The following is a 21,916-nucleotide window of genomic DNA, read 5'->3' as shown; positions in this document are numbered from 1 at the left end:
GTCATCGATAGAGCTGCGGGGGGAGAAAACCGCTCATGCGTCATATCGCAATCATCGGGTCCGGTCCGGCCGGCTATTACACGGCCGAAGCTGCAGGAAAGCAGTGGGAGGATGATGCCCGCATCGATGTTTTCGACAAGCTCCCGGTTCCCTATGGCCTAATCCGGACCGGCGTTGCGCCGGATCACCAGTCGATCAAGGGCGTCGCTCGCAGGTACGAAAAGACCGCGCTGAGCGACAACGTCCGCTTCGTCGGCAATGTGACGGTCGGCGAAGACGTTTCCGTCGCAGAGTTGCAGGACCTATACGACGCCGTGGTATTCGCCACAGGTGCCCCCGAGGACCGGTCGCTTGGGCTGGAAGGTGAAGATGCTGCGAATATCTTCGGCAGCGCTGCCTTTGTCGGCTGGTATAACGGTCACCCCGAATTTGCCTCCATCGATCCGGACCTGTCGAAGCGCCACGCGGTCGTCATCGGCATGGGCAATGTCGCTCTCGACGTGGCCCGTATCTTGTCCAAGACCGAAGCCGAGCTGGCAGGATCGGATATAGTCGAGCACGCCCTCGCAATGCTGCGCGGCTCCAACCTCGAAACCATCACCATTCTCGGTCGGCGCGGACCGCACCAGATAATGATGACCCCCAAGGAATTGGGCGAACTGATGCATCTGGACCGTGCAAGCCCTCGGGTAGACGGAGACGATCTTCCTCCCGTCGATGATGACGCGATACTCGAACCTGGCCTGCGTAAATCCGTGACGCTTCTACGCGATTTCGCCGCCATCCCGGAAAGCATCCACGGGGAAAAGGCGATTGCCATCGAATTCGATTTCTTCGCGAACCCGGTCCGCTTCATAAGCGAAGGTGGTCGCCTGACCGGTGTAGAAGTCGAACGCACCACCATCGAGAAAGGACGCGCCACCGGTACCGGCGAGACCTACGTAGTGCCGGCCGATGTGGCGGTGACATGCATCGGCTACCGTTCGTCCGCCATCGACGGGGTTCCATTCGACGAAAGACAGGGTCGTTTCGCCAATGACGAGGGTCGCATCCTGCCGGGCCTCTATTGTGTCGGGTGGGCCAAGCGCGGCCCCACGGGCACTATCGGGACGAACCGCCCGGACGGTTACGGCGTGATCGAGAAATTGGCAGAAGATATCGGGCAAGGCGGGCGCAAACGTGGCCGCGAAGGTTTCGATGAACTCGCGCGCGATCGCGGCCTCGACATCGTCACCTTCCGCGATTGGCAAAAGATCGAGGAAGCGGAAGCCGCTGCGGCGCGTGAAGGAGCCCCGCGCGAGAAATTCGTCGACATCGAAAGCATGATTGCCGCGCGCAAATAAGCGGAACACTGGCGCGGCGCGCTGCATTGGAATAGTAGCAAGAACAAAGAAAAAGAGGATCCACACGATATGGCACAGCTCGAAGACGAAGCCGCACAATCCACCAGCGCACTTGGCCCGCTTATCGGCCTGACGCGGGAGGATATCTTCGGTGCGGTTGCCGTCATGCTGCGCGAGACCGCATCCGATCCCCAAAGACTGATGAAGCATAGCCAGGAAGTCGGTCAGGACATGATCAAGATCATGACCGGCAAGAGCGAACTGGCACCCGACCCCAAGGACAAGCGCTTCCGCGATCCTGCATGGCAGTACAATCCGTTCATGCGCGCTGGCATGCAGTACTACCTAGCTGTCCAGAAGGGCGCTTCCCGCTGGCTCGAAGACCTTGAACTCGACGAACTGGAGCGCGACCGCGCCCGCTTCATCTCGAATATCATCATCGACGGGCTCGCCCCCACGAATACGCTGGTCGGCAATCCGACCGCGCAGAAGATGGCTATCGATTCCGGTGGCCTCAGCCTCATCAAGGGGCTCAAGAACGCTTACGACGACATGGTCCACAACAAGGGCATGGTCAGCCAGGTCGACAAGAAGCCGTTCAAGCTGGGCGAAAATATCGCCACGTCGAAAGGCTCGGTGGTCCTGCGCACCGAGATGATGGAACTGGTCCAGTACGCACCGACCACCGACGAAGTTTACGAGATCCCGCAGCTCACCATCCCGCCCCAGATCAACAAGATGTATATCAACGATCTTTCGCCGGAAAAATCGGTGGTGAAGTACCAGCTCGACAACGGCATCCAGACCTTCGTGATCAGCTGGAAAAACCCGACCAAGGAACAGGGCCACTGGGACATGGCCGACTATGTTCGCTCCTGCCGTGAAGCGATGGAAGCAGTCAGCAAGATCACCGGCTCCAAGAAGGTCAATGTCTCGGCCGGTTGTTCGGGCGGGCAGACTGCCTCGATGCTGGCCAGCAAGATGGCGTCCGACAAGGACGACCTGCTCGGTGCACTAACGCTGATGGTCTGTGTCCTGCATCCCAAGCAGAACGATATCGAAGCCGGTTCGCTGGTGTCGGAAAACGGCCTGGCCCTTGCCAAGCGCCGCGCGTCCAAGAAGGGCGTGATCAAGGGCGACGATCTGGCGCGAGGCTTTGCCTGGCTGCGTCCGAACGACCTGATCTGGAACTACGTGATCAACAACTACCTTCTCGGTCAGGATCCGCCCGCATTCGACGTCCTGTTCTGGAATGCAGACGCGACCAACCTTTCAGCTGCCCTGATGGGCGACTTCCTGACCGTCTTCGAAACCCTTGCTTTCACCAAGCAGGGCGAGGTCGAAATGGTCGACCACAAGATCGACCTTTCCAAGGTGACCAGCGACCTGTTCATCCTTGGCGGTGTGACCGACCATATCACGCCTTGGAAGGCGACGTACCGTTCGACACGCCTGTTCGGCTCGAAGGATGTGACCTACGTCCTGTCGCATTCGGGGCACATGCAGGCCATCTTGAACCCGCCGGGCAACCCGAAAGCGCGCTACTACATCCAGAAGGACGAGAAGAAAAAGCTGCCCGAGACTGCCGACGAGTGGCTCAAGGGAACCGAAGAAGTTTCAGGCTCTTGGTGGCCATACTGGATGGAATGGGTGCAGAACCGCGCTGGCGAGAAGAAGAAGGCCCCTGCGAAACTGGGGAACAAAGCGTACCAGCCGCTGGACCCTGCCCCCGGTCTCTACGTTATGGAAGAGTGCTGACACCCTCGTCGGCAAGCAACAGGATACCCGCGTGACCGCATCGAAAGACGAACCCATGACCGCCACTATCGAGATGATCGAGGCAGGCGGTCGGACCTTGCGCGTCGCGCATTGGCGTCTGGACCAGAAAAGCGAGCATCCGCCGCTGCTGTTTTTCAACGGCATCGGGGCGAATATCGAAGCCGTCGCACCGCTGGCGGAAATGCTGACGGAACGCGCATTCGTCATGTTCGACATGCCGGGCACCGGTGAAAGTCCGGATCCGGTCCTGCCGTACAATCCCTTCACGATGTGCTGGACTGCCAGCCAGATCCTCGATCGCCTTGGCGTCGAGACAGTGGACGTGATGGGGGTGAGCTGGGGTGGTGCCATGGCTCAGCATTTCGCGCTCCAGCACCCCAAGCGCACGCGCAGGCTGGTACTTGCGGCAACCACCGCAGGCATGCTGATGGTGCCGGGAAATCCGGCAGCGCTCACCAAGATGGCCGATCCGCGCCGCTACATCGATCCGGAGTTCATGAACGAACACTTCGCCACGCTCTACGGCGGTGTCGATCCCGATGGCGAGGCGCATCAGAAAGACAGCCACATCGGCCGGCTGAAGCCGCCGTCTCCCCGTGGTTACATGTACCAGCTACTGGCGATGCTGGGCTGGACGAGCCTGCCCGCCCTGCCGTTCCTCAACAAGGAAGTGCTGATCATGATGGGCGACGACGATCAGATCGTACCCTTGATCAATGGGCGCATTCTGGCTTCCGCGATCCGCAATGCCCGGCTGGAAGTCTTGAAAGGCGGAGGGCACCTCTTCCTTCTCACCCACGCCGACGAAAGCGTGGCAGCCTTGCGCGAGTTCCTCGACGCTCCGGAAGGCGAGGATCGTGCAGCGGCCTAATACCCGTTTAGGCGACTGATGGACAGCGCCGCTCCCGATCCTCTCGTCCGCCCTCTGGCGGTGCGGGAATCACGGGGGACCGGGGGCGCATTGGGTAAGACCGGGTTTGCCTGGGCCGTGTTCGAGTGGGCCCGCAACCCCTATTACATCCTGATCGTCATCTACATTTTCGCGCCGTATTTTGCGCGCGACATTATCGGGGCCGACCTGCTCGCAAGCGGAGAGCTCGATGGACTTGCCGCTGAAGATGCGCAGGCAGCGGCGAATGCGCGGGGACAAGCGACCATCGCTTCGGTCACCAAATGGGCGGGTTTCATAGCCGCGCTTACAGCCCCGTTCCTCGGGGCGGCTCTGGACCGGGGCGGCAGGTTGAAGCCGATCCTTGCCATCTTCCTCGCCGCCATCACGATCTGTTCGGCTCTGCTGTGGTTCGCAATGCCCGGCGGACAGGGTTTGTCGGTCCCAGTAATCATGACACTGCTGGTGATTGCCTATGTCAGCTACACCTACTCCGAGGTCACCCATAATGCGATGCTGAGCGTTGCGGGTGAACCGCGGCGGCTGGCGATGATTTCCGGTCTCGGCCTCGGCCTCGGCAACCTCGCCGCATCGCTCATCTTCATCGCCATTGCACTGCTCTTCGTCCTGCCCGCATTGGTTGGCTGGCCCTTCGCCGAAGCACAGTTCGGCGTCGACCTCACCAAATTCGAACATGCGCGGCTGGCAGGACCGGTCTGTGCCGCATGGCTGGCCGGCTTTTCAATCCCCTTCTTCCCCAATGCAAAGGACCCGGGAACGCCCGGTGCGAGCTGGCTCAAGGCATTTCGCGAGGGCGCCAAGAGCGTCACTCGCACGGTGCGCGAGGCAGCGCATTACCGCGAGCTCATGAAATTCCTCCTTGCGCGCATGTTCTACGCCGATGGGATGGCAGCCTTGCTGGCACTCGGCGCGGTCTATGTCGCGCTGTTCCTCGAATGGAATTTTCTCGAGATGCTCTGCTACGCGATTTTCGCGAGCGTTTGCGCTTTCGGTGGCGGGATCTTCGGCGGGTGGCTTGAGGAGAAGGTCGGCGTGAAGCGTGCTCTGGCGCTCGAAATCGGGGCCATGATTGTCACCGGCCTCGTCCAGCTGTCGATCACGCAGGAGAGCCTTTTCCTCGGCCTCGTCCCGAATTTCGAGGTCTGGGACGGTATTATATTCCCCACTCTTTCCGATCTCGCATACCTCGGCCTTATCAGCATCATCGCTGTCACTGCGACGGCCAGCATCTCCTCGAGCCGAACCATGCTGGTTGCACTCGCACCCGAAGGCCGGAGCGGTGAATTCTTCGGGCTATACGCGATCGCCGGCACGATCACGGTCTGGATGGGCCCTCTCCTTGTCGAGCAGTTCACCCTTTGGTCGGGCGACCAGCGCATCGGCATGCTCTCGATCAATCTGCTCTTCCTCGTCGGGGTCGCTACGCTGTTGAGCGTGCGAATGACACGCCGTCCAGACTAGTCGGCGCTGGACTCATAGGTTGCAATGTGGAACCTTCTCTTTCGAGAGAGGAGCCACACCATGCCAGCATACGACCTGATCATCCGCGGCGGGACCATCGTCGACGGGACCGGAGAAGATCGCTTTACCGGAGATGTCGCCGTTAAGGACGGCCTGATCGCCGCAGTCGGCAAGATTTCGGGCGATGCGGCAGAGGAAATCGACGCCTCCGGCTTGCTGGTGACGCCAGGCTTCGTCGACATTCACACCCACTATGACGGACAGGCAACCTGGGACCAGGAAATGGCCCCCAGCAGCTGGCACGGCGTCACCACGGTCGTGATGGGCAATTGCGGCGTGGGTTTCGCGCCCGCCAAGCCCGACAAGCATGAATGGCTGATCGGCCTGATGGAAGGGGTCGAGGACATCCCCGGGACCGCACTCGCCGAGGGTATGAGCTGGGACTGGGAGACCTTCCCCGAATATCTCGACGCACTCGAAAAGCTTCCACGAACTGTCGATGTCGGGACGCACGTCCCGCACGGTTCTGTGCGCGCCTACGTGCTCGGAGACCGCGAACGCCCCGGCGCTGTTCCGACCGACGAGGACATCAGGAAGATGTCTGCCATCGTCGAGGAAGGCGTGCGCGCCGGTGCCTTGGGCTTCTCGACCTCGCGCACCGTCCTGCACCGCGATGTCGACGGCGAGGTCGTGCCGGGGACCACGGCCACCAAGGAAGAACTGATCGAAATCGGCCGCGCCATGGGCCGCGCGGGTCACGGCGTATTCGAGATGGCCAGCGACATGAAGCGCGATTGGGATGAGTTCGGCTGGATGGGCGCGCTCAGTCGCGAAACGGGCCTGCCCTGCACCTATGCCGCGCTACAGTCGATCGCCAAGGAGATGCCGCTCGACGAGCAGATTACCTCCATGCGCGCCGAGAATGACAATGGCGCGAACATCGTCGCTCAGATCGCCTTACGCGGGAACGGCATCGTCATGGCATGGCGGGGCACAGTCCATCCATTCCGCCTCAAGCCGAGCTGGAAGGAAATCGAGGACCTCCCTTGGGAAGAGCAGAAGGCAAAACTGTTCGATCCCGAGTTCAAGGCCAGGCTGCTCGCCGAGCAGCATGATTTCTCCGAGGTCAACCAGGACATCATCGGTCTGATCCTGGTCGTGTGCGGCGGCTGGAACATGCAGTTCGAAATGGACCCCGACTTCAATTACGAACCGACCGCCGAGGAAAGCATTCTCGAACGCGCCAAGGCCGCCGGCGTCTCGGGTGACGAATACGCCTACGATCTTCTGTGCCGCGACGATGGCAAGGGCTTCATCTACCTTCCCATCCTGAATTACGCGGATGGCAACCTCGATTTTCTCCACGACCTCCAGCACGCCGACGACACGGTCAACTCACTGTCGGACGGCGGCGCGCATTGCGGCACGATCTGCGATGCAGCCTCGCCCACTTTCATGCTCCAGCACTGGGTGCGCGACCGTTCGCGCGGGACCATCAGCCTAGAGAACGCAATCAAGCGCCAATGCAGTGACACAGCCCGTCTCTACGGCCTCGAAGATCGCGGCGTCCTCGCACCGGGCTATCTTGCAGACATCAACATCATCGACATGGAGCGCCTGAAGCTGGGCAAGCCGTGGCTTGCGTTCGACCTGCCCGCTGGCGGCAAGAGACTGCTGCAAAAGGCCGATGGATATGTCGCGACGATAAAGAATGGTGTCGTAACATTCCGCGAAGGAGAGTGGACTGGCGAAACGCCCGGAGGATTGATCCGAGGGCCGCAGCGTGCCGAATTGGCGGAGGCCGCAGAATGAAAGCTATCCGCACTACTGCCACGCCGTCCACGCTGGACGCTCTCGAACTCGTCGAGATGGATGCGCCCCCTCCCCCGTCGGCGGGCGAGATCAGCGTGGAAATCAAGGCGAGCTCGCTGAACTATCACGACTATGCGGTCGTAAAGGGAATGATACCGACCGAGCAGGGACGCATTCCCATGTCGGACGGTGCCGGAGTGGTCACTGCAGTGGGCGAAGGCGTGACCGAGTTCGCTGTCGGCGATCATGTCGTCAGCACCTTCTTTCCCGACTGGCTCGACGGATGGCCACCACAATCCGCCTTCACGCGCGTCCCCGGTGACGGGATCGATGGTTATGCGCGAGAACGCATCACCGCGCCGCCCCACTGGTTCACCCGCGCCCCTGCCGGTTTCAGTCACGCGGAAGCGGCCACGCTGACTTGCGCCGGCCTGACGGCATGGCGCGCTCTATTCGTCGATTACGCGGTGAAGCCGGGCGATACCGTGCTCGTCCAGGGAACCGGCGGCGTATCGATATTCGCCTTGCAGTTCGCCAAGGCTGCGGGCGCCACCGTCATCGCCACCAGTTCTTCCGACGAAAAGCTGGAACGGGTCAAATCGATGGGTGCGGACCACCTCATCAATTACAAGGAAGTCGAGGCCTGGGGTCCGAAAGCCCTGGAGCTGACCGGCGGCCGCGGGGTAGATTGCGTCGTCGAGATCGGCGGCGCAGGCACGCTGGACCAATCGATGCTGGCCACCAGGGTCGGGGGCCATGTCGCTCTGATAGGTGTGCTCGCCGGTTTCGCCGGTCCCGTGCAGACTGCCCTCCTGTTCTCGAAAAACCTGAAGGTGCAGGGCCTGACCGTGGGTAGCCGTGCGATGCAGCAGGACATGATCGCCGCAATCGAGGCCAATGGCATCAAGCCCGTTATCAGCGACACATTCGCGCTAGCCGAACTGGCGGACGCTTTCCGTCACCAGGAAAGCGGCGGACACTTCGGCAAGATCGCAATCGAGATCTAGGGCTCGATCACGATTCCCTTCGCGGGATCGACCTTGCCACCCACCATTTCCACGAAGACGTCGCGGGCTGCGGCAAGCCCGGAATGGCGTTCGATCTCGATGGAATCGCCTGCGTCTTCCAGAAAGCCGCGCCAGCTTTCGGCGACCATCGCGCCTGCCTTTTCCGGGCCATGCTCCTTGAAGAGCGCCACTGCATGGTCCGGGGCGAAGAAGAGCGTGGGCGTCGGTCCGGGCAAATCCGCCGCGCCGCCCATGCCCGCACCGCGCTCCTCGATATGGGTCGCGCCAACGAGGCAGGAATATTTGAGTGCATCTCCGAAGTGCTGGTGCAGATCGCCTAACAGTCCGGCGTTACCGGCAAAGTCGACCGTAACGCTGGGTTCGGCGGCGATCTGTCCGACGGCATCGTAGGGCAGGACCTCATCGTAGAGGCCGCTTGCTTTCACGAACTCCACATTGCCTGCCGACGTCAGGCCGATGCGCCTGATCTCGGGCGAACGGCGCTTGGTCACGCTGGCTAGGCCCATAGCCGTCTTCGAGCTCGCGCTGGTGAGGATCACTTGCCCTGCGCCGAACCAGTCCTGCGTACGCATGAAATATTCGATGAGGAAGCCCGTCTTGAAAAGCGGTCCGAAGATCATGCGCTCACCCTCGCGCGCGGAATCATGCTCCGGGTCGGCGGCAAGTCGGGAATACTGGTTGTAGATCGGACTCATCGGCTGGCGATGCTCGGCCATGTCCACGAAGCCCGAAGCCGATACCTTGCCGGGCATCACATCCAGATGGGTCGCCATTGGGAGATAGCCGTAGACCCGCTCCCCTTCAGCGAATTCCGGGTGTCTGCTTTCAACCACGCGCGCGTGGCCCCACATTGGGACGATGCCCATGCCATCGGGCGCGGGAAAGAAATTCCAGTAGCCGAACCCGTCGCCGACCACCGCATAGGTGATGTTGTTTGCCGTGACAGAGAAGCTCTCGATGGCGAGGCGCACACCGCCGTCGGCCAGCGGACCAGCGTCGACCTCCACCAGATCGGCGTTGGTCAGTTGCGATTTTTCGACGTGAACCTGCTGCATGGCGCATCTCCCTCTTTGAGAGAGACGCTAGCCAAGCAAGAACCCGAATGCGAGCGTTAAACCCGCATCGGCATCAGGACGTAGAGCGCCGGGCTGTCGTCATCCTTGCGGATCAGCGTCGGCGCACCGGCATCGGCCAGGTGGATTTCGACGGTGTCGCTATCGATCTGGCCAAGGATGTCCTTGAGGTACCCCGCATTGAAACCGATCTCGAAACCGTCGGCACCGTATTCGGCCGAAAGTTCTTCCGTGGCGGTGCCGTTGTCGGGCGAAGTGACAGTGAGCGTCACCTTGTCCTTGTCGAGCCCCATCTTCACCGCACGGGTCTTCTCGGTCGCGATCGTGGCGACACGGTCGACACCTTCGTGGAAGGTGCGCGGGTCGATCTTGAGCAGCTTGTCGTTACCCGTGGGGATGACCCGCGAGTAATCCGGGAAGGTACCGTCGATCAGCTTGCTGGTGAGGACCATTCCGCCTTCTCCACCGAGGGTGAAGCGAATCTTGCTGGCCGACAGGTCGATCTGGACGTTGCCGTCCATCTTTTCTTCCAGCAGCTTGCGCAGTTCGGCAACAGCTTTGCGCGGCACGATGACGTCCGGCATGCCTTCCGCGCCATCGGGACGTGCCAGGGTGAAGCGTGCGAGGCGATGACCGTCGGTCGCGGCAGCCTTGAGCACGGGCTGGTCTTCGTCCGAAACGTGCAGGAAGATACCGTTGAGGTAGTAGCGCGTTTCTTCCGTCGAGATCGCAAACCGCGTGCGGTCGATCATCTCGGCAAGCGTCTTGGCCGGAAGTTCGAAGCTGGTCGGCAGGTCGCCTTCGACAATCACCGGGAAGTCGTCGCGCGGCAGGGTGGGCAGCGAGAAGCGGCTGCGGCCCGCCTTGATCGCCATGCGGTTGTCGGCGGTTTCAAGGCTGACCTGGCTGCCGTCGGGCAGCTTGCGCGCAATATCGAACAGGAGGTGCGCGGAAACGGTGACGGACCCGTCGCTCTCGACGCTGGCTTCCATGTGTTCGACCACTTGCAAGTCGAGGTCGGTCGCCATCACGCGCAAGCCGTCGCCTTCCGCCTCGATGAGGACGTTCGACAGGATGGGGATAGTGTTGCGCCGTTCGACAACGGACTGAACGTGGGAGAGACAGCGCAGCAGCGTAGCGCGTTCGATAGTGGCCTTCATGGGTCCTTCTTTCGTCCCTGTTGGGCGAAGCAAGGGCCGGAATCGCCCCCGCGCGCCGGAATACGGATAACGACCTTAGCGAGGCCGCCTACGGGGGCAAGGCTCCGTCACGTCCCGAACCCGCCCCCTGATCGATTCCTTGGGGATAAAGGGGTATTTAGCCCATCATCGCCATGCCGCCGTTCACGTGCAGCGTCTGGCCGGTGACATAGGCAGCCTCGTCGCTGGCGAGATAGGCCACAGCCGCGCCGATCTCGTCGCCCTCGCCCATCCTGCCCATCGGGATCCGGCCATTGATGGCGGCCTTCTGGTCGTCGGTAAGTGCATCGGTCATCGCCGTGCGGATGAAGCCCGGCGCGACGCAATTGACGGTGATGTTGCGGCTCGCAAGCTCCTGGGCGAGGCTCTTGCTCATGCCGGTGAGGCCGGCTTTTGCAGCGACATAGTTCATCTGCCCGGGGTTGCCGGTATGGCCCACGACGCTGGTGATCGAGATGATGCGGCCACCCTTGGCTTTCATCATCGGACGCGCGCTCGCTCGCATGAGACGGAAACTGGCTTCGAGGTTGATGCGGATCACCTCGTCCCACTCCTCGTCCTTCATGCGCATCGTCAGATTGTCGCGCGTAATCCCGGCATTGTTGACGAGAATATCCATCTTGCCGAGCGTATCGACAGTCGCCGGAACAAGCTCCTCCACCTGCGTCGTGTCGGACAGGTTACAGGTAATCTCGACGTGGTCGCCGCCGGTATCCGAGTTCAGCTGTTCGCGGAAGGCGCGTAGCTTGTCGCCATTGGAACCCGACAGCGCCAAGCGCGCACCCTGGCGCGCCAGGGCATAGGCGATAGACGAACCGATGCCGCCGCTGGCGCCGGTAACGAGTGCGGTCTTGCCTTCGAGGCTGAACATCATGCGTTCTCCTTCGCGAAATTCTCGAGATCTTCCATGGTGACGAGGCTGATAGTGGTCACCTCCTTGTCGATGCGGCCGACCATCGGTCCGAGCACCTTGCCGCCGAGCTCGACGAAGCGTTCGACGCCCGCCTCACGCATTGCGATCACGCTTTCGCGCCAGCGAACGCGGCCCGTGACCTGCTCGACCAAAAGGCGCTGCTCTTCGGCGGGGTCCGTGACACGCGAAGCCGTGACATTGGCGAACAGAGGCACCGAGAAAGCCGAGGGGGATGTCTCTTCCAGCGCCAGCTTCATGCGCTGTGCGGCAGGTTCCATCAACGAGCAGTGGAAAGGCGCGGACACCGGCAGTTTGATACCGCGCTTGATCCCGTGCCCCTTCGCCAGTTCGATCGCGCGATCGATGGCTTCCGCGTGGCCCGAAATCACGACCTGCGTCGGATCGTTGTCATTGGCGACTTCGCACACCTGCCCCTCGGCCGCTGCTTCTGCCAGCGCGGTGGCTTTCTCGATGTCGGCACCGAGAAGAGCAGCCATGGCGCCGACACCGATCGGCACGGCATCCTGCATCGCGATGCCGCGCAGACGCAGCAGCTTCGCGGTTTCGGCAAGGCCAAACGCGCCGGCGGCACACAGCGCGGAGTATTCGCCCAGCGAATGGCCTGCAACGCAGCCGGCCTTATCCGCCAGAACGACGCCGAATTCCTTTTCCAGGACGCGCAGAGTGGCGATCGAGTTTGCCATGATGGCCGGCTGCGCGTTCGACGTCAGCGTCAGCTCGCCTTCGGGGCCGTCCCGCATGACGGAAGACAGTTTCTGGTTCAGCGCGTCGTCCACTTCCTCGAAGACTTCCCGTGCGTGGGTGCTGGCATCGGCCAGTTCCGTTCCCATGCCGACCTTCTGGCTTCCCTGACCGGGGAAAATGAATGCAGTCATGTTTCTCTCCTGTTGGGAGCGGCGCTTAGGCGCGCAAGGTCCGTCCCTCAAGACCGAAAGGTACGATCTTGTTGGCAGAGGAATGCCCGACCTCCGCCCGGCCGAGGTAGGGAATGCCGCTACGGCGGCACCAGTCTTCCACGATTTCCTGCGCGCTCGCCCCGAACGGCCGATCGTTTTCGGGAACCGCCGTCACCTCGCCCAGCTTGATTCCCGCGATGTCACCGATCTGCGCGGTAACATGGAAGAGCAGGCGGTCGATGGCGTATTCGTACTCGCCGACTTCTTCGATGAGGACTTCGTGTCCTGTCAGGTCGGGCATGAACGGAGTGCCGACGAGCATGGCAAGCGTATAGAGATTGAACGCAGCGACCGGTCTATCGGTGAGCGAAGGCTCCAGTCCGTCCGGATTTCCTGACATGTAGGAGAGGACGCGGCGGATGGCAGCCTCGCCTCCCTCGCGCTTGATATCGACCGGCATGGGCGCATGGACCGGGGTGCCGATCCCGGCGCGATAAAGTGCACCCAGAAGCGTCCCGCAGTCGGAATAGCCCAGGAACGGCTTGCTCTTCGCGGCATCACCTGCCTGTTCGAGAAATTGAGCGGCGATCCGGTTCGAGCCATATCCGCCCTTGGCAAACCACACCGCGTCGTTGCTGGCGTCGTTGGCACAATCGAGCAGAGCCGCGAGGCGCGCGTCATCGGAGCCTGCGAAGTGGCCTTCCTCGACGAAGCACTGCTCGTGGAAATGTAATTCTAGCTCGGGAAATTCGTCGCTCGCGAGCCTACCTACGGCCTGCGCATATTTGCGCTTGAGCGGGGTCGCGGGGGCGCAAATGGCCACTTTTCGGATCGGACGGTGCACATCTGCGGTCATGCCTGCTTGTCTTGGCGGCTGCAACTGCATAGCGAGGCTGGAATGAGCGACTTCCTCAGCCCCGACGAACTATTCGCCCGCCCGTTCTTTTTCGTAGGCATCGGCGGATCAGGCATGCTGCCGCTTGCGCAGATCCTCAAGGGGCGCGGCTGCAAGGTAGCCGGATCCGACCGCAGCTTCGACCAGGGTCGCACTCCGGAGAAATTCGCTGCCCTCGAGAAGCAAGGTTTCGAACTCCATCCCCAAGACGGCAGCGGGATCGTGTCGAGCGACCAGATCGTCGTCGCGTCTGCCGCGATTGAAGATAGCGTCCCGGAAATCAAACAGGCGAACGCTCTAGATTGCCTGCGACTGACGCGCGCCGAACTCAATTCGATCCTCTTCAACACCAGCGGCGCAGGCCTTGCCGTCGCTGGGACCAGCGGAAAATCGACAGTCACCGGGATGCTGGGCTGGATACTCGAGGCAACCGGCCGCGCCCCCACCGTCATGAACGGGGCGGTGATGAAGAACTTCGTCTCGCCGGAGCGCCCGTTCGCCAGTTCGGTCGTCGGATCGCAAAGCATTTATGTCAGTGAAGTCGACGAGAGCGACGGGTCGATCGCGCTTTACAAGCCGGCAGTCGGTATCCTTCTCAACGTCTCGCTCGATCACAAGAGTATGGAGGAATTGCGCCAGCTATTCGGCGACTACCTCTCGCGCAGCCGTATTTCGGTCCTCAATGCGGACGATCCGGAAGCCCTCGCCCTGCTCCCTCACGCGAAAGAGGTCATCACCTTCGGGATCGATCAGGAAAAAGCACAAATCGGCATCGAGCCGGGAAGCATCGCGGAGGGGCCCGTCCGGCAAGCAGCCATGGTCGTCGACCGGCATGACGGCAGCCAGCACGCGCTGCGGTTGAACATGCCCGGTCGCCACAACCTCTCGAACGCTCTTGCGGCGATTGCCGGCGCGGCCGCAGCCGGTGTGCCGGTTGCAGAATCCGTCCAGGCGCTGGCCGGTTTCGACGGACTGGCCCGGCGTTTCGACATTGTGGGCACGACACACGCTGCCATTACCGTCATCGACGACTTCGGACACAATCCGGAGAAGTGCGCAGCCACGCTGAAGACGCTAAAATCCCACGAAGGCCGCGTGCTCGCCTTCTTCCAGCCCCACGGATATGGCCCTTTGCGCCAGATGGGTGCCGAATTAGCCGAAACCTTCGTCAACGTCATGGGAGCGGACGATCGCGTAATCTTTTCAGACCCCGTCTATTTCGGCGGAACAGTCGACCGCAGCGAAGGGAGCGAGCGGATTGTGAAGCTCATCGCCGACGGAGGCGCAAGGGCCGAACACGTGCCATCGCGCAAGGATGTCGAGGACCGCCTGGTGTCGCTCGCCCGTCCCGGTGACCGCATCGTGATCATGGGCGCGCGCGACGACACGCTGAGCGAATTTGCGCAGCGGATTTTCCAGCGCCTGTCGTAAGTGATCAGTGGGCTTCGGCGCCCTCGCCCATGCCATGGCCCATCTTGAAGACCTTGTGCAGCAGGAACACGATCACGAAGCCGAGGCCAAGGCCGACCAATGCCGAGATCGCGGCATAGGTCGCCCATCCAAGCAGACCTGACAATCCGCCTGTAACCGTCTCCACAGCGTGCTGGACTCCATGCGCCCAGTCCGACGGGCCGTGCAGGCCGAGCTCGTGCAGGCCGTGCAGGATGATGCCCCCGCCGACCCACAGCATGGCAATGGTACCGATGAACGAGAGAGCCTTGAGGATATAGGGAACCGAACGCACCAGGAAACGCCCGAACTGCTCGGCGGCTTGCGATTTGCGTTCGGAAAGATGCAGACCGATGTCGTCCAGTTTCACGATGATCGCCACCGCGCCGTAGACGAACAGCGTAACCGCGATGCCCACGATTGCCAGAACACCGGCCCGCACGAAAAAGTCTTCTGACGCCACTTCGTTGAGAGTGATCGCCATGATCTCGGCCGACAGGATGAGGTCCGTCCTGATCGCCCCTGCGACGCGCTGCTTCTCGAAGGCTACGGGGTCGACAATCTCATCCTCGAGTGTCTTGCCGTGCTTCTCGCCGCCAAGCTTTTCCATGACCTTCTCGGCGCCCTCGTAGGACAGGTAAGCCCCGCCCAGCATCAGGATGAAGATGATCGCCGAAGGTAGAAGCCAGCTGAGTATCAGGGCGCCGGGAAGAAGAAGGAGCAGCTTGTTTTTCAACGACCCCTTGGTGATTTTCCAGATGATCGGGAGTTCACGTGCCGGACTCAGCCCCGTGACGTAGGACGGCGTAACTGCCGCATCGTCGATCACTACGCCGGCAGTCTTCGTGCCGGCCCTGCTGGCAGCCACAGTGATGTCGTCCACCGATGCGGCCGCCGTCCGCGCAATCACCGAAACGTCGTCCAAAAGCGCTACAAGTCCGCCGGGCACGCAAATTCTCCTGTGTTTCCACTGCCAACGGCCCCCTGCCGTGCACGTTCCACCTGCGCAAGGGGACAGTTTGCCTTGCATTCACCCAGAATCCCGCTATGTGCGCGCATCCCTCGCTTCCGGGCGAAGGAATGAAGAAAGCCGGAGGGGCCCCGCAATCCCGCGGACAAGCCAGCGATCGGCCGACAGTTGAAAGGACAAGAGCATGGCTCTCTACGAGCATGTTTTCTTGGCGCGACAGGACCTGAGCCAGGCTCAGGTTGACCAGCTCGCAGCCACGGCGACCGAAATCGTCGAAAAGAACGAAGGCAAGGTCACCAAGACCGAGACCTGGGGCCTCAAGAGCCTCGCATACAAGATCGACCGCAACCGCAAGGCGCATTTCGTAATGCTCAACATCGAGGGCCCCGGCTCCGTTGTTGCAGAACTCGAACGCCAGACGCGCATCAATGAAGACGTCATCCGTTACATGACCATCCGTGTCGACGAACACGAAGAAGGTCCGTCGGTGATGATGCGCAAGAACGAGCGCGATTCCAAGAAGCGCCGCGAACGCGAGGAGCGTAACTGATGGCCCGTCCGTTTTTCCGCCGCCGCAAGTCTTGCCCGTTCGCTGGCAAGAATGCCCCCGCGATCGACTACAAGGACGTTCGCCTCCTCCAGGGCTTCATGTCCGAGCGTGGCAAGATCGTCCCCAGCCGCATCACCGCCGTCAGCGCGAAGAAGCAGCGTGAACTCGCCAAGGCGATCAAGCGCGCACGCCACATCGGCTTGCTTCCGTACATCGTGAAGTAAGGAGCAGAGACCATGGATATCATTCTCCTCCAGCGCATCGAAAAGCTCGGCACGATCGGTGACGTCGTCACCGTGAAGGACGGCTACGCGCGCAACTTCCTCCTTCCGCAGAAGAAGGCCCTTCGTGCCAACGCTGCGAACAAGAAGGTCTTCGAAGCCAACCGCGAACGCCTCGAGAAGGAAAACGCCGAACGCCGCGCCGAAGCCGAAAAGGCCGGTGAAAAGGTCGACGGCGTCGAAGTCGTGCTGATCCGCGCCGCTTCGAACGCAGGCCAGCTGTACGGTTCGGTCAACGTTCGCGACATCGTGAACGGCCTTTCCGACAAGGGTCACGAGATCGACAAGAAGCAGGTCATCATGGGCAACCCGATCAAGACGATCGGCATGCATGACGTGCGCATCGACCTCCACCCTGAGGTTTCCGTCACCGTGAAGGCGAACGTCGCCCGCTCGGACGACGAAGCCGAACTGCAGAGCCAGGGCGTCGACGTGCTCGCGCAGATGTTCGAAGAAGAACAGCGCGAAATCGAAGAGCAGGCCGAAGCCAACCGCATCGACACGGGCCTCGAGCCGGGTGAAATCCCCGCCGACATGCTCGAAGACGGCGTCAGCACCGAAGAAGGCACCAGCGAAAGCGAAGCCCTCATCGAAGCGACGAAGCCGGAAGGTGACGACGCTTAAGCGCATCGACCTCGAACAAACAGGGCGCGGCGACTTCGGTCTCCGCGCCCTTTTTGTAACAGGCCCCTTCCTGTGGCAGGAGGTGTCATCAAAACAACAAGAAGCCAGGAGAAAATCCAGCCATGGAATCAATCGACCAGATCCTCGACAAGCTCGAAACCGTCTATGACGCGGCGATTACCCGCCTGCGGGAAGACGTGATCGCTTTCGGCAAAACCCGCGAGCTGCCCGCCGCCGAACGGCGCAAGGATGGCAGCTACGCCTATCCCGAACTCCGCCTGCTGTTCCGCGGCGGCCAGATGCCTGACGGTTCCAACCGCGCGTTCGGCCGGCTGAACATGCCCGGGCTCTATGCAACGACGGTTACCCGCCCCAACCTCTTCCGCAATTATCTGCGCGAACAGCTCGAACTGATCGGATCGAATTACGACATCGAGGTGGAGGTCGGCTCATCACGCCAGGAAATTCCCTTCCCTTACGTGCTCGACGGTGAAGCCGGTGCGGTATTGGCGGGTATCGATCCCAACGAGATCGCCCGCCATTTCCCCTCCACCGACCTCGCCGATATCGGCGACGAGCTGGCCGACGGCATCGAGCTGGAAAACCCTGACGATCCCATCCCGCTGTCGCTGTTCGACGGCCTGCGCACGGACTTCAGCCTTGCAAGGCTTGCGCATTACACCGGGACCGATCCGCAGCACTTTCAGCGGTTCATCCTGTTCACCAACTACCACCGCTATGTGGACGAGTTCGTCGACTGGGCAGGATCGCAGCTTGGTAAGAACGGCTACACTGCGCTCGCAGGCGCCGGTGGCCTGATGATTACCGAAGCGACCGACAATGCGCGCGGCCAACTGTCCGATACCGCTTGGCGTCGCCACCAGATGCCCGCCTACCACCTTGTCGGCAAGAACGGCGGCGGTATTACGCTGGTGAACATCGGCGTTGGTCCGTCCAACGCCAAAACGATCTGCGATCACCTGGCGGTGATGCGCCCCGAAGCATGGCTGATGATCGGCCACTGCGGCGGCCTGCGCCCCAGCCAGAAGATCGGCGACTATGTGCTCGCCCATGCGTATCTGCGCGACGATCACGTGCTCGACCCGGTCCTCCCGCCGGAAATCCCCCTTCCCGCCATCGCAGAGGTCCAGCAGGCCCTGGCCGAAGCGGCGGAAGCCGTCTCCGGCGAGCACGGCAGCGACCTCAAGAAGCGCATGCGTACCGGCACCGTGGTCACCACCGACGATCGTAACTGGGAGCTGCGCTATACCCAGTCGGCAAAGCGGCTGAGCCTCAGCCGCGCAGTCGGCATCGACATGGAGAGCGCAACCATCTCGGCCCAGGGTTACCGCTTCCGCGTCCCCTACGGCACGCTGCTATGCGTTTCGGACAAGCCGCTCCACGGTGAGATCAAGCTGCCCGGCCAGGCAAACAAGTTCTATGAGGAAGCCATCGCGGCCCACTTGCAGATCGGCGTTACCGCCTGCGACCTGCTGCGCCAGGAAGGCCCGAAACTGCACAGCCGCAAGCTGCGTGCCTTCAACGAGCCGCCGTTTAGGTAGCTACTTATTTTCAGCTGAAGGTAGCCTCGAGATAATCGAGACTAACGCGGGAACCGTTTGCCGTACCGAAGCCAACTTCTTACGTGACTGTAGGATCATCACTGTAATGACCAGTAAAGCCAGTGAGCGGGCTCGACGGCCTTCAATACCTTCTAAGGTTGCCCGACTTTCGGGCATTCCATCGTGCGAAGCATACAAGAGTGTGTTTCGCTGATTGGCCCGGTCAGATACTAGCTGCTTAATGTCGTCGAATTCAGCACCGTCGGCCAACCGCTGCAATGCTTCGAGATAAACATCGTTCTCATCGACGCCTTCCCGACTGTGCAACATATCCAATGGCTCAACGGGTTGCATTGCAAATGTCTCGCCACCCTGAACACCGAAGTTCGAAAGCGGAATCTTTAAATCGATTCGACAGTTTCTAAAATCGAATAGCAACTGAAATTGCGCAAGAATCGGTTGGAGCTGGACCGCCAGCGCGATCATGCACGCGATAGCGGCATTCTTATGCAGATGGTTTTTCGGATTGAGTTTCCGCGCGTCAGCGTATTGACGAATGCGCAACGCCAACAGGAAACATGATGCAGCCTCCTCTTCGCCGGTGATAGACCGAAAAGAAGCCATTTCTCTATCTAGATCGAAGATTTGAGAGGCAGCTGCGAAGTGGTTGAGACTGTTCAACATTCGAAACTGAATGTCTTTCGGCAAATCAACGCTTAGTCGGCACAAGCCAATCTCAACATCGACGAAATCGCTCGTCTCGAACTCATCGCCGATTGAATTGTCGCTCACCCCTTCCCCTTCGTCTTCGTCTTCCCGACCTTCGCATTGGCCGCCATGTAGTCGATGATCATCCCGGCGATGTCCTTGCCGGTGGCATTCTCAATGCCTTCGAGGCCGGGCGAGGAATTCACCTCCATAATTACCGGACCGTGGTTGCTGCGCAGCATGTCCACGCCGCAGACATTGAGCCCCATGCGCTTTGCCGCGCTCACCGCTGTCGAGCGTTCGGCAGGCGTAATCTTGATCAGCTCTGCGCTGCCGCCACGGTGGAGATTGCTGCGGAAATCGTCCGCTGCGCCGGTGCGCTTCATCGCGGCGACGACCTTGCCGCCGACCACCAGCGCACGGATGTCCGTGCCGCCTGCTTCCTTAATGAATTCCTGGACGAGGATGTTCACATTGGCCCCGCGGAAGGCCTCGATCACCGACTTGGCCGAAGACATGGTTTCGGCAAGCACGACGCCAATGCCCTGGGTGCCCTCCAGCAGCTTGATGACCACGGGCGGGCCCTTCACCGCCTTGATGATCTCCTCCGCCTGCTTGGGGTCGTTGGCATAGGCCGTCAGCGGCAGGCCGAGGCCGTGCTTGGCGAGAATTTGCATGGAGCGCAGCTTGTCGCGGCTGCGGCCGATGGCGACGCTTTCGTTGAGCGGCCAGCATCCGCGCATTTCGAACTGGCGCAGGATCGCTAGACCGTAGTTCGTGATCGAGGCGCCGATACGCGGGATGACCGCATCATAGCCGACGCAAGCTTCGCCGTTGTAATACACTTCGGGCCGGTGGCTCGCGATGTGCACCGTGCAGCGCGTTGTGTTAAGGATGTCGAGTTCGTGCCCGCGCTCTTCCGCCGCCTGTTTGAGGCGCTTGTGCGAATAGAGATTGGGATTGCGCGCAAGCATGGCGATTTTCATGGTTTGTGGCCTTTCTTGACCTTCATTTCGGGCGTCTGGAGCCAGGAATATCCTGAATCCACGACAAATCTACGACGCAGGGACGAGCGGCCGATCAGCATCGGGAATTTCATGTCCGACCGGTCGGCCAGGCTGATTTCAGCGCGGAACTTGACGTCGCCGATCTTCAGCGGCGTCTTGATGACATAACGATACTGCGTTTCGCCGTTGGAACTGGTGATCCCGCGGATGTCAACGTGAACGGCCTCGCATATCTGGCGCACATGTGGCTTTTCGAAGTCGACGGCGAAACGGACGTATTTCTCGCCGTCACGTTCGAACTCGTCGAGCACCACGCCGTGCAAGGACGACGTGCGCGCTCCAGTATCGATCTTCGCGGGAATACCCCGCAGACCAAGCTCGGGCAAATGTACCAGCTCCCGCCACCCCACTACGGGCAAAACCTTGTTATCGCTCATTCGATGATCGCCAGTCCGTCTCCACCTCCTTCACCCGGTAGGCGGCGCAAGACCTCTCCGCTAGCGAAATCGGCTTCCGCGATCGTATCCGAGCGGGTTTCTGCCGCGTAGATACGTTCTCCGTCGGGCGACCAAAGGATCGTAACCTGAAAACGCGTTTGCGCTTCGTCGGGACTGGACACCGCGATATTGCGCACGACTTCTCCGGTCGCAGTATCGATCACCGACAGACCGCCATCGGCAAGGTCGCTGGTCACCGCGAAGTCACCTTGCGGACGGACAGCGATACGCAGCGGGAAGCGACCTGTATCGATCTCCTTCCGTATAGCGAGGGACATGGGATCAAGTGCGAAAGCCTTGTTCGAGCCGCGTGCGGAAACCCACAGCGTCTCGCCATCGGGGCTCAGCGCAATGCCTTCGGGCTCCTCACCCACTTCGACCGAAAGCGGGGCGCGGCGGGTCTTCAAATCGACCAGCGTGACTGTCTTCGAGCCGAGATCGGTCGTCCATGCGTGACGCGCACCGGGTGAGACGGCAACCATATGGCTGCCTTCCTTGCCGGTCGAATATTCGAAAGTCTCGTGCTCGCCCATCGGGGAACGGATCCAGAAGATCGACTGCCGCCCCTCGGCGGTTGCGTAAAGGTCGCCGTTCGGGTGCCACACGATCCCGTGCGGACGGGCGTTTTCGCCAAGCTCTACCGACTTCACGCGGCCGAGGTCGCTGGTGCGGAAAATGTCGACACTGGTTCCGCCATAGCACGCGAGTGCCACGTATTTGCCGTCTGGTGACGTCGCCAGTTCGTGCGGGTTGGCGCAGCTGTCCACCCGCGCAACCTCGGTCCCGCTGGCAAGGTCGATCTTCGCCAGCGTGTTGCCGAATTTGCCCGCCACGAACAGCGCGCCATCTGCAGGACTGTCAGATACGGCACGCGGCCCGTCCTCCGCCATCGGCGCGCATGACGCGAGCAGGATGAGGAGGAGCGCCGCGATCCGCAT

Annotated in this window: 21 protein-coding genes; 11 read left to right on the top strand and 10 right to left on the bottom strand. The window is 61.3% G+C overall.

Annotated elements, in window-relative coordinates; genetic code table 11:
* The first annotated feature begins 35 nt into the window (after positions 1-35).
* From LCM24_RS11965 to LCM24_RS11940, 6 genes are all read left to right on the top strand, one after another.
* The gene (locus LCM24_RS11965; protein WP_224804612.1) at positions 36-1,343 is read left to right on the top strand and encodes an FAD-dependent oxidoreductase; all 1,308 of its coding nucleotides are present in this window, start codon (positions 36-38) and stop codon (positions 1,341-1,343) included.
* A 69-nt stretch (positions 1,344-1,412) separates the two neighbouring features.
* Positions 1,413-3,101, top strand: coding sequence for a PHA/PHB synthase family protein (locus LCM24_RS11960; protein ID WP_224804610.1), 1,689 nt, complete (start codon positions 1,413-1,415; stop codon positions 3,099-3,101).
* Positions 3,102-3,132: 31 nt separating this feature from the next.
* Positions 3,133-3,993: an alpha/beta fold hydrolase gene (locus tag LCM24_RS11955; RefSeq protein WP_224804609.1), complete on the top strand. Its 861-nt coding sequence runs from the start codon at positions 3,133-3,135 to the stop codon at positions 3,991-3,993.
* A 90-nt stretch (positions 3,994-4,083) separates the two neighbouring features.
* Complete coding sequence (locus LCM24_RS11950; RefSeq protein WP_224804607.1) at positions 4,084-5,493, top strand: MFS transporter; 1,410 nt, start codon at positions 4,084-4,086, stop codon at positions 5,491-5,493.
* 60 nt (positions 5,494-5,553) lie between these two features.
* A complete protein-coding gene (locus LCM24_RS11945; protein ID WP_224804605.1) occupies positions 5,554-7,305 on the top strand; it encodes an N-acyl-D-amino-acid deacylase family protein in 1,752 nt (583 codons plus the stop codon).
* The gene (locus LCM24_RS11940) at positions 7,302-8,312 is read left to right on the top strand and encodes a zinc-dependent alcohol dehydrogenase family protein (protein WP_224804603.1); all 1,011 of its coding nucleotides are present in this window, start codon (positions 7,302-7,304) and stop codon (positions 8,310-8,312) included. The genes LCM24_RS11945 and LCM24_RS11940 overlap by 4 nt, the downstream gene beginning before the upstream one ends.
* On the opposite strand, the gene LCM24_RS11935 is transcribed toward LCM24_RS11940, so the two are convergent.
* The 5 genes from LCM24_RS11935 to LCM24_RS11915 form a co-directional block, all read right to left on the bottom strand.
* Positions 8,309-9,388, bottom strand: a complete 1,080-nt coding sequence (locus LCM24_RS11935; RefSeq protein WP_224804601.1) for a DUF2855 family protein — start codon at positions 9,386-9,388, stop codon at positions 8,309-8,311. The two genes, LCM24_RS11940 and LCM24_RS11935, sit on opposite strands and share 4 nt — an antisense overlap.
* Before the next feature lie 56 nt (positions 9,389-9,444).
* Positions 9,445-10,566, bottom strand: coding sequence for a DNA polymerase III subunit beta (gene dnaN / locus LCM24_RS11930; protein WP_090479659.1), 1,122 nt, complete (start codon positions 10,564-10,566; stop codon positions 9,445-9,447).
* A 157-nt stretch (positions 10,567-10,723) separates the two neighbouring features.
* Positions 10,724-11,476, bottom strand: coding sequence for a 3-oxoacyl-[acyl-carrier-protein] reductase (gene fabG, locus LCM24_RS11925; RefSeq protein ID WP_090480276.1), 753 nt, complete (start codon positions 11,474-11,476; stop codon positions 10,724-10,726).
* Complete coding sequence (gene fabD, locus LCM24_RS11920; protein WP_224804599.1) at positions 11,476-12,414, bottom strand: ACP S-malonyltransferase; 939 nt, start codon at positions 12,412-12,414, stop codon at positions 11,476-11,478. Before fabD ends, fabG begins: the two co-directional genes overlap by 1 nt.
* A gap of 25 nt (positions 12,415-12,439) precedes the next feature.
* Positions 12,440-13,267 carry an LD-carboxypeptidase gene (locus tag LCM24_RS11915; RefSeq protein ID WP_224804965.1) on the bottom strand — a complete coding sequence of 276 codons (828 nt, stop codon included), beginning with the start codon at positions 13,265-13,267 and terminating at the stop codon, positions 12,440-12,442.
* 66 nt (positions 13,268-13,333) lie between these two features.
* Between LCM24_RS11915 and LCM24_RS11910 the strand changes: the two genes are divergently transcribed.
* Positions 13,334-14,761 carry a glutamate ligase domain-containing protein gene (locus LCM24_RS11910; protein WP_224804597.1) on the top strand — a complete coding sequence of 476 codons (1,428 nt, stop codon included), beginning with the start codon at positions 13,334-13,336 and terminating at the stop codon, positions 14,759-14,761.
* A gap of 4 nt (positions 14,762-14,765) precedes the next feature.
* Here LCM24_RS11910 and LCM24_RS11905 read toward each other — a convergent pair whose 3' ends face one another.
* Positions 14,766-15,728 carry a DUF808 domain-containing protein gene (locus tag LCM24_RS11905; protein ID WP_224804595.1) on the bottom strand — a complete coding sequence of 321 codons (963 nt, stop codon included), beginning with the start codon at positions 15,726-15,728 and terminating at the stop codon, positions 14,766-14,768.
* A gap of 205 nt (positions 15,729-15,933) precedes the next feature.
* On the opposite strand from LCM24_RS11905, the gene rpsF reads away from it, so the two are divergent.
* The 4 genes from rpsF to LCM24_RS11885 all read left to right on the top strand — a co-directional run bounded on the left by rpsF (position 15,934) and on the right by LCM24_RS11885 (position 18,766).
* Positions 15,934-16,299, top strand: a complete 366-nt coding sequence (gene rpsF / locus LCM24_RS11900) for a 30S ribosomal protein S6 (RefSeq protein ID WP_090479670.1) — start codon at positions 15,934-15,936, stop codon at positions 16,297-16,299.
* Complete coding sequence (gene rpsR / locus LCM24_RS11895; RefSeq protein WP_090479673.1) at positions 16,299-16,523, top strand: 30S ribosomal protein S18; 225 nt, start codon at positions 16,299-16,301, stop codon at positions 16,521-16,523. Before rpsF ends, rpsR begins: the two co-directional genes overlap by 1 nt.
* A gap of 12 nt (positions 16,524-16,535) precedes the next feature.
* Positions 16,536-17,204 (top strand): 50S ribosomal protein L9, encoded by a 669-nt coding sequence (rplI, locus tag LCM24_RS11890; protein ID WP_090479677.1) that lies wholly within the window; start codon positions 16,536-16,538, stop codon positions 17,202-17,204.
* A 122-nt stretch (positions 17,205-17,326) separates the two neighbouring features.
* On the top strand, positions 17,327-18,766 hold the full coding sequence (locus LCM24_RS11885; protein WP_224804593.1) for an AMP nucleosidase: 1,440 nt from the start codon (positions 17,327-17,329) through the stop codon (positions 18,764-18,766).
* Here LCM24_RS11885 and LCM24_RS11880 read toward each other — a convergent pair whose 3' ends face one another.
* Genes LCM24_RS11880 through LCM24_RS11865 form a run of 4 tightly spaced genes read right to left on the bottom strand, consistent with a single transcriptional unit; the run spans position 18,767 to position 21,916 of the window.
* Positions 18,767-19,558 (bottom strand): hypothetical protein, encoded by a 792-nt coding sequence (locus LCM24_RS11880; RefSeq protein ID WP_224804591.1) that lies wholly within the window; start codon positions 19,556-19,558, stop codon positions 18,767-18,769.
* Positions 19,555-20,460 (bottom strand): 30S ribosomal protein S6--L-glutamate ligase, encoded by a 906-nt coding sequence (gene rimK / locus LCM24_RS11875; RefSeq protein WP_090479688.1) that lies wholly within the window; start codon positions 20,458-20,460, stop codon positions 19,555-19,557. The genes LCM24_RS11880 and rimK overlap by 4 nt, the downstream gene beginning before the upstream one ends.
* Positions 20,457-20,918, bottom strand: a complete 462-nt coding sequence (locus tag LCM24_RS11870) for an ATP-dependent zinc protease (RefSeq protein WP_224804589.1) — start codon at positions 20,916-20,918, stop codon at positions 20,457-20,459. The genes rimK and LCM24_RS11870 overlap by 4 nt, the downstream gene beginning before the upstream one ends.
* Complete coding sequence (locus LCM24_RS11865) at positions 20,915-21,916, bottom strand: YncE family protein (protein WP_224804587.1); 1,002 nt, start codon at positions 21,914-21,916, stop codon at positions 20,915-20,917. The genes LCM24_RS11870 and LCM24_RS11865 overlap by 4 nt, the downstream gene beginning before the upstream one ends.

It is taken from the genome of Qipengyuania aquimaris, assembly GCF_020171965.1.
GTDB classification, from domain to species: domain Bacteria; phylum Pseudomonadota; class Alphaproteobacteria; order Sphingomonadales; family Sphingomonadaceae; genus Qipengyuania; species Qipengyuania aquimaris_A.
The sequence above is the reverse complement of the archived record's forward strand: the minus strand, read 5'-3'. Positions and strand labels throughout refer to the sequence as shown.

Coding starts and splice junctions, on each gene's coding strand:
- rpsF (WP_090479670.1), top strand. CDS start 15,934: ATGGCTCTCTACGAGCATGTTTTCTTGGCGCGACAGGACCTGAGCCAG.
- rimK (WP_090479688.1), bottom strand. CDS start 20,460: ATGAAAATCGCCATGCTTGCGCGCAATCCCAATCTCTATTCGCACAAG.
- LCM24_RS11960 (WP_224804610.1), top strand. CDS start 1,413: ATGGCACAGCTCGAAGACGAAGCCGCACAATCCACCAGCGCACTTGGC.
- LCM24_RS11910 (WP_224804597.1), top strand. CDS start 13,334: ATGAGCGACTTCCTCAGCCCCGACGAACTATTCGCCCGCCCGTTCTTT.
- LCM24_RS11885 (WP_224804593.1), top strand. CDS start 17,327: ATGGAATCAATCGACCAGATCCTCGACAAGCTCGAAACCGTCTATGAC.
- LCM24_RS11935 (WP_224804601.1), bottom strand. CDS start 9,388: ATGCAGCAGGTTCACGTCGAAAAATCGCAACTGACCAACGCCGATCTG.
- rplI (WP_090479677.1), top strand. CDS start 16,536: ATGGATATCATTCTCCTCCAGCGCATCGAAAAGCTCGGCACGATCGGT.
- LCM24_RS11965 (WP_224804612.1), top strand. CDS start 36: ATGCGTCATATCGCAATCATCGGGTCCGGTCCGGCCGGCTATTACACG.
- LCM24_RS11865 (WP_224804587.1), bottom strand. CDS start 21,916: ATGCGGATCGCGGCGCTCCTCCTCATCCTGCTCGCGTCATGCGCGCCG.
- LCM24_RS11940 (WP_224804603.1), top strand. CDS start 7,302: ATGAAAGCTATCCGCACTACTGCCACGCCGTCCACGCTGGACGCTCTC.
- rpsR (WP_090479673.1), top strand. CDS start 16,299: ATGGCCCGTCCGTTTTTCCGCCGCCGCAAGTCTTGCCCGTTCGCTGGC.
- LCM24_RS11870 (WP_224804589.1), bottom strand. CDS start 20,918: ATGAGCGATAACAAGGTTTTGCCCGTAGTGGGGTGGCGGGAGCTGGTA.
- LCM24_RS11945 (WP_224804605.1), top strand. CDS start 5,554: ATGCCAGCATACGACCTGATCATCCGCGGCGGGACCATCGTCGACGGG.
- fabG (WP_090480276.1), bottom strand. CDS start 11,476: ATGTTCAGCCTCGAAGGCAAGACCGCACTCGTTACCGGCGCCAGCGGC.
- fabD (WP_224804599.1), bottom strand. CDS start 12,414: ATGACTGCATTCATTTTCCCCGGTCAGGGAAGCCAGAAGGTCGGCATG.
- dnaN (WP_090479659.1), bottom strand. CDS start 10,566: ATGAAGGCCACTATCGAACGCGCTACGCTGCTGCGCTGTCTCTCCCAC.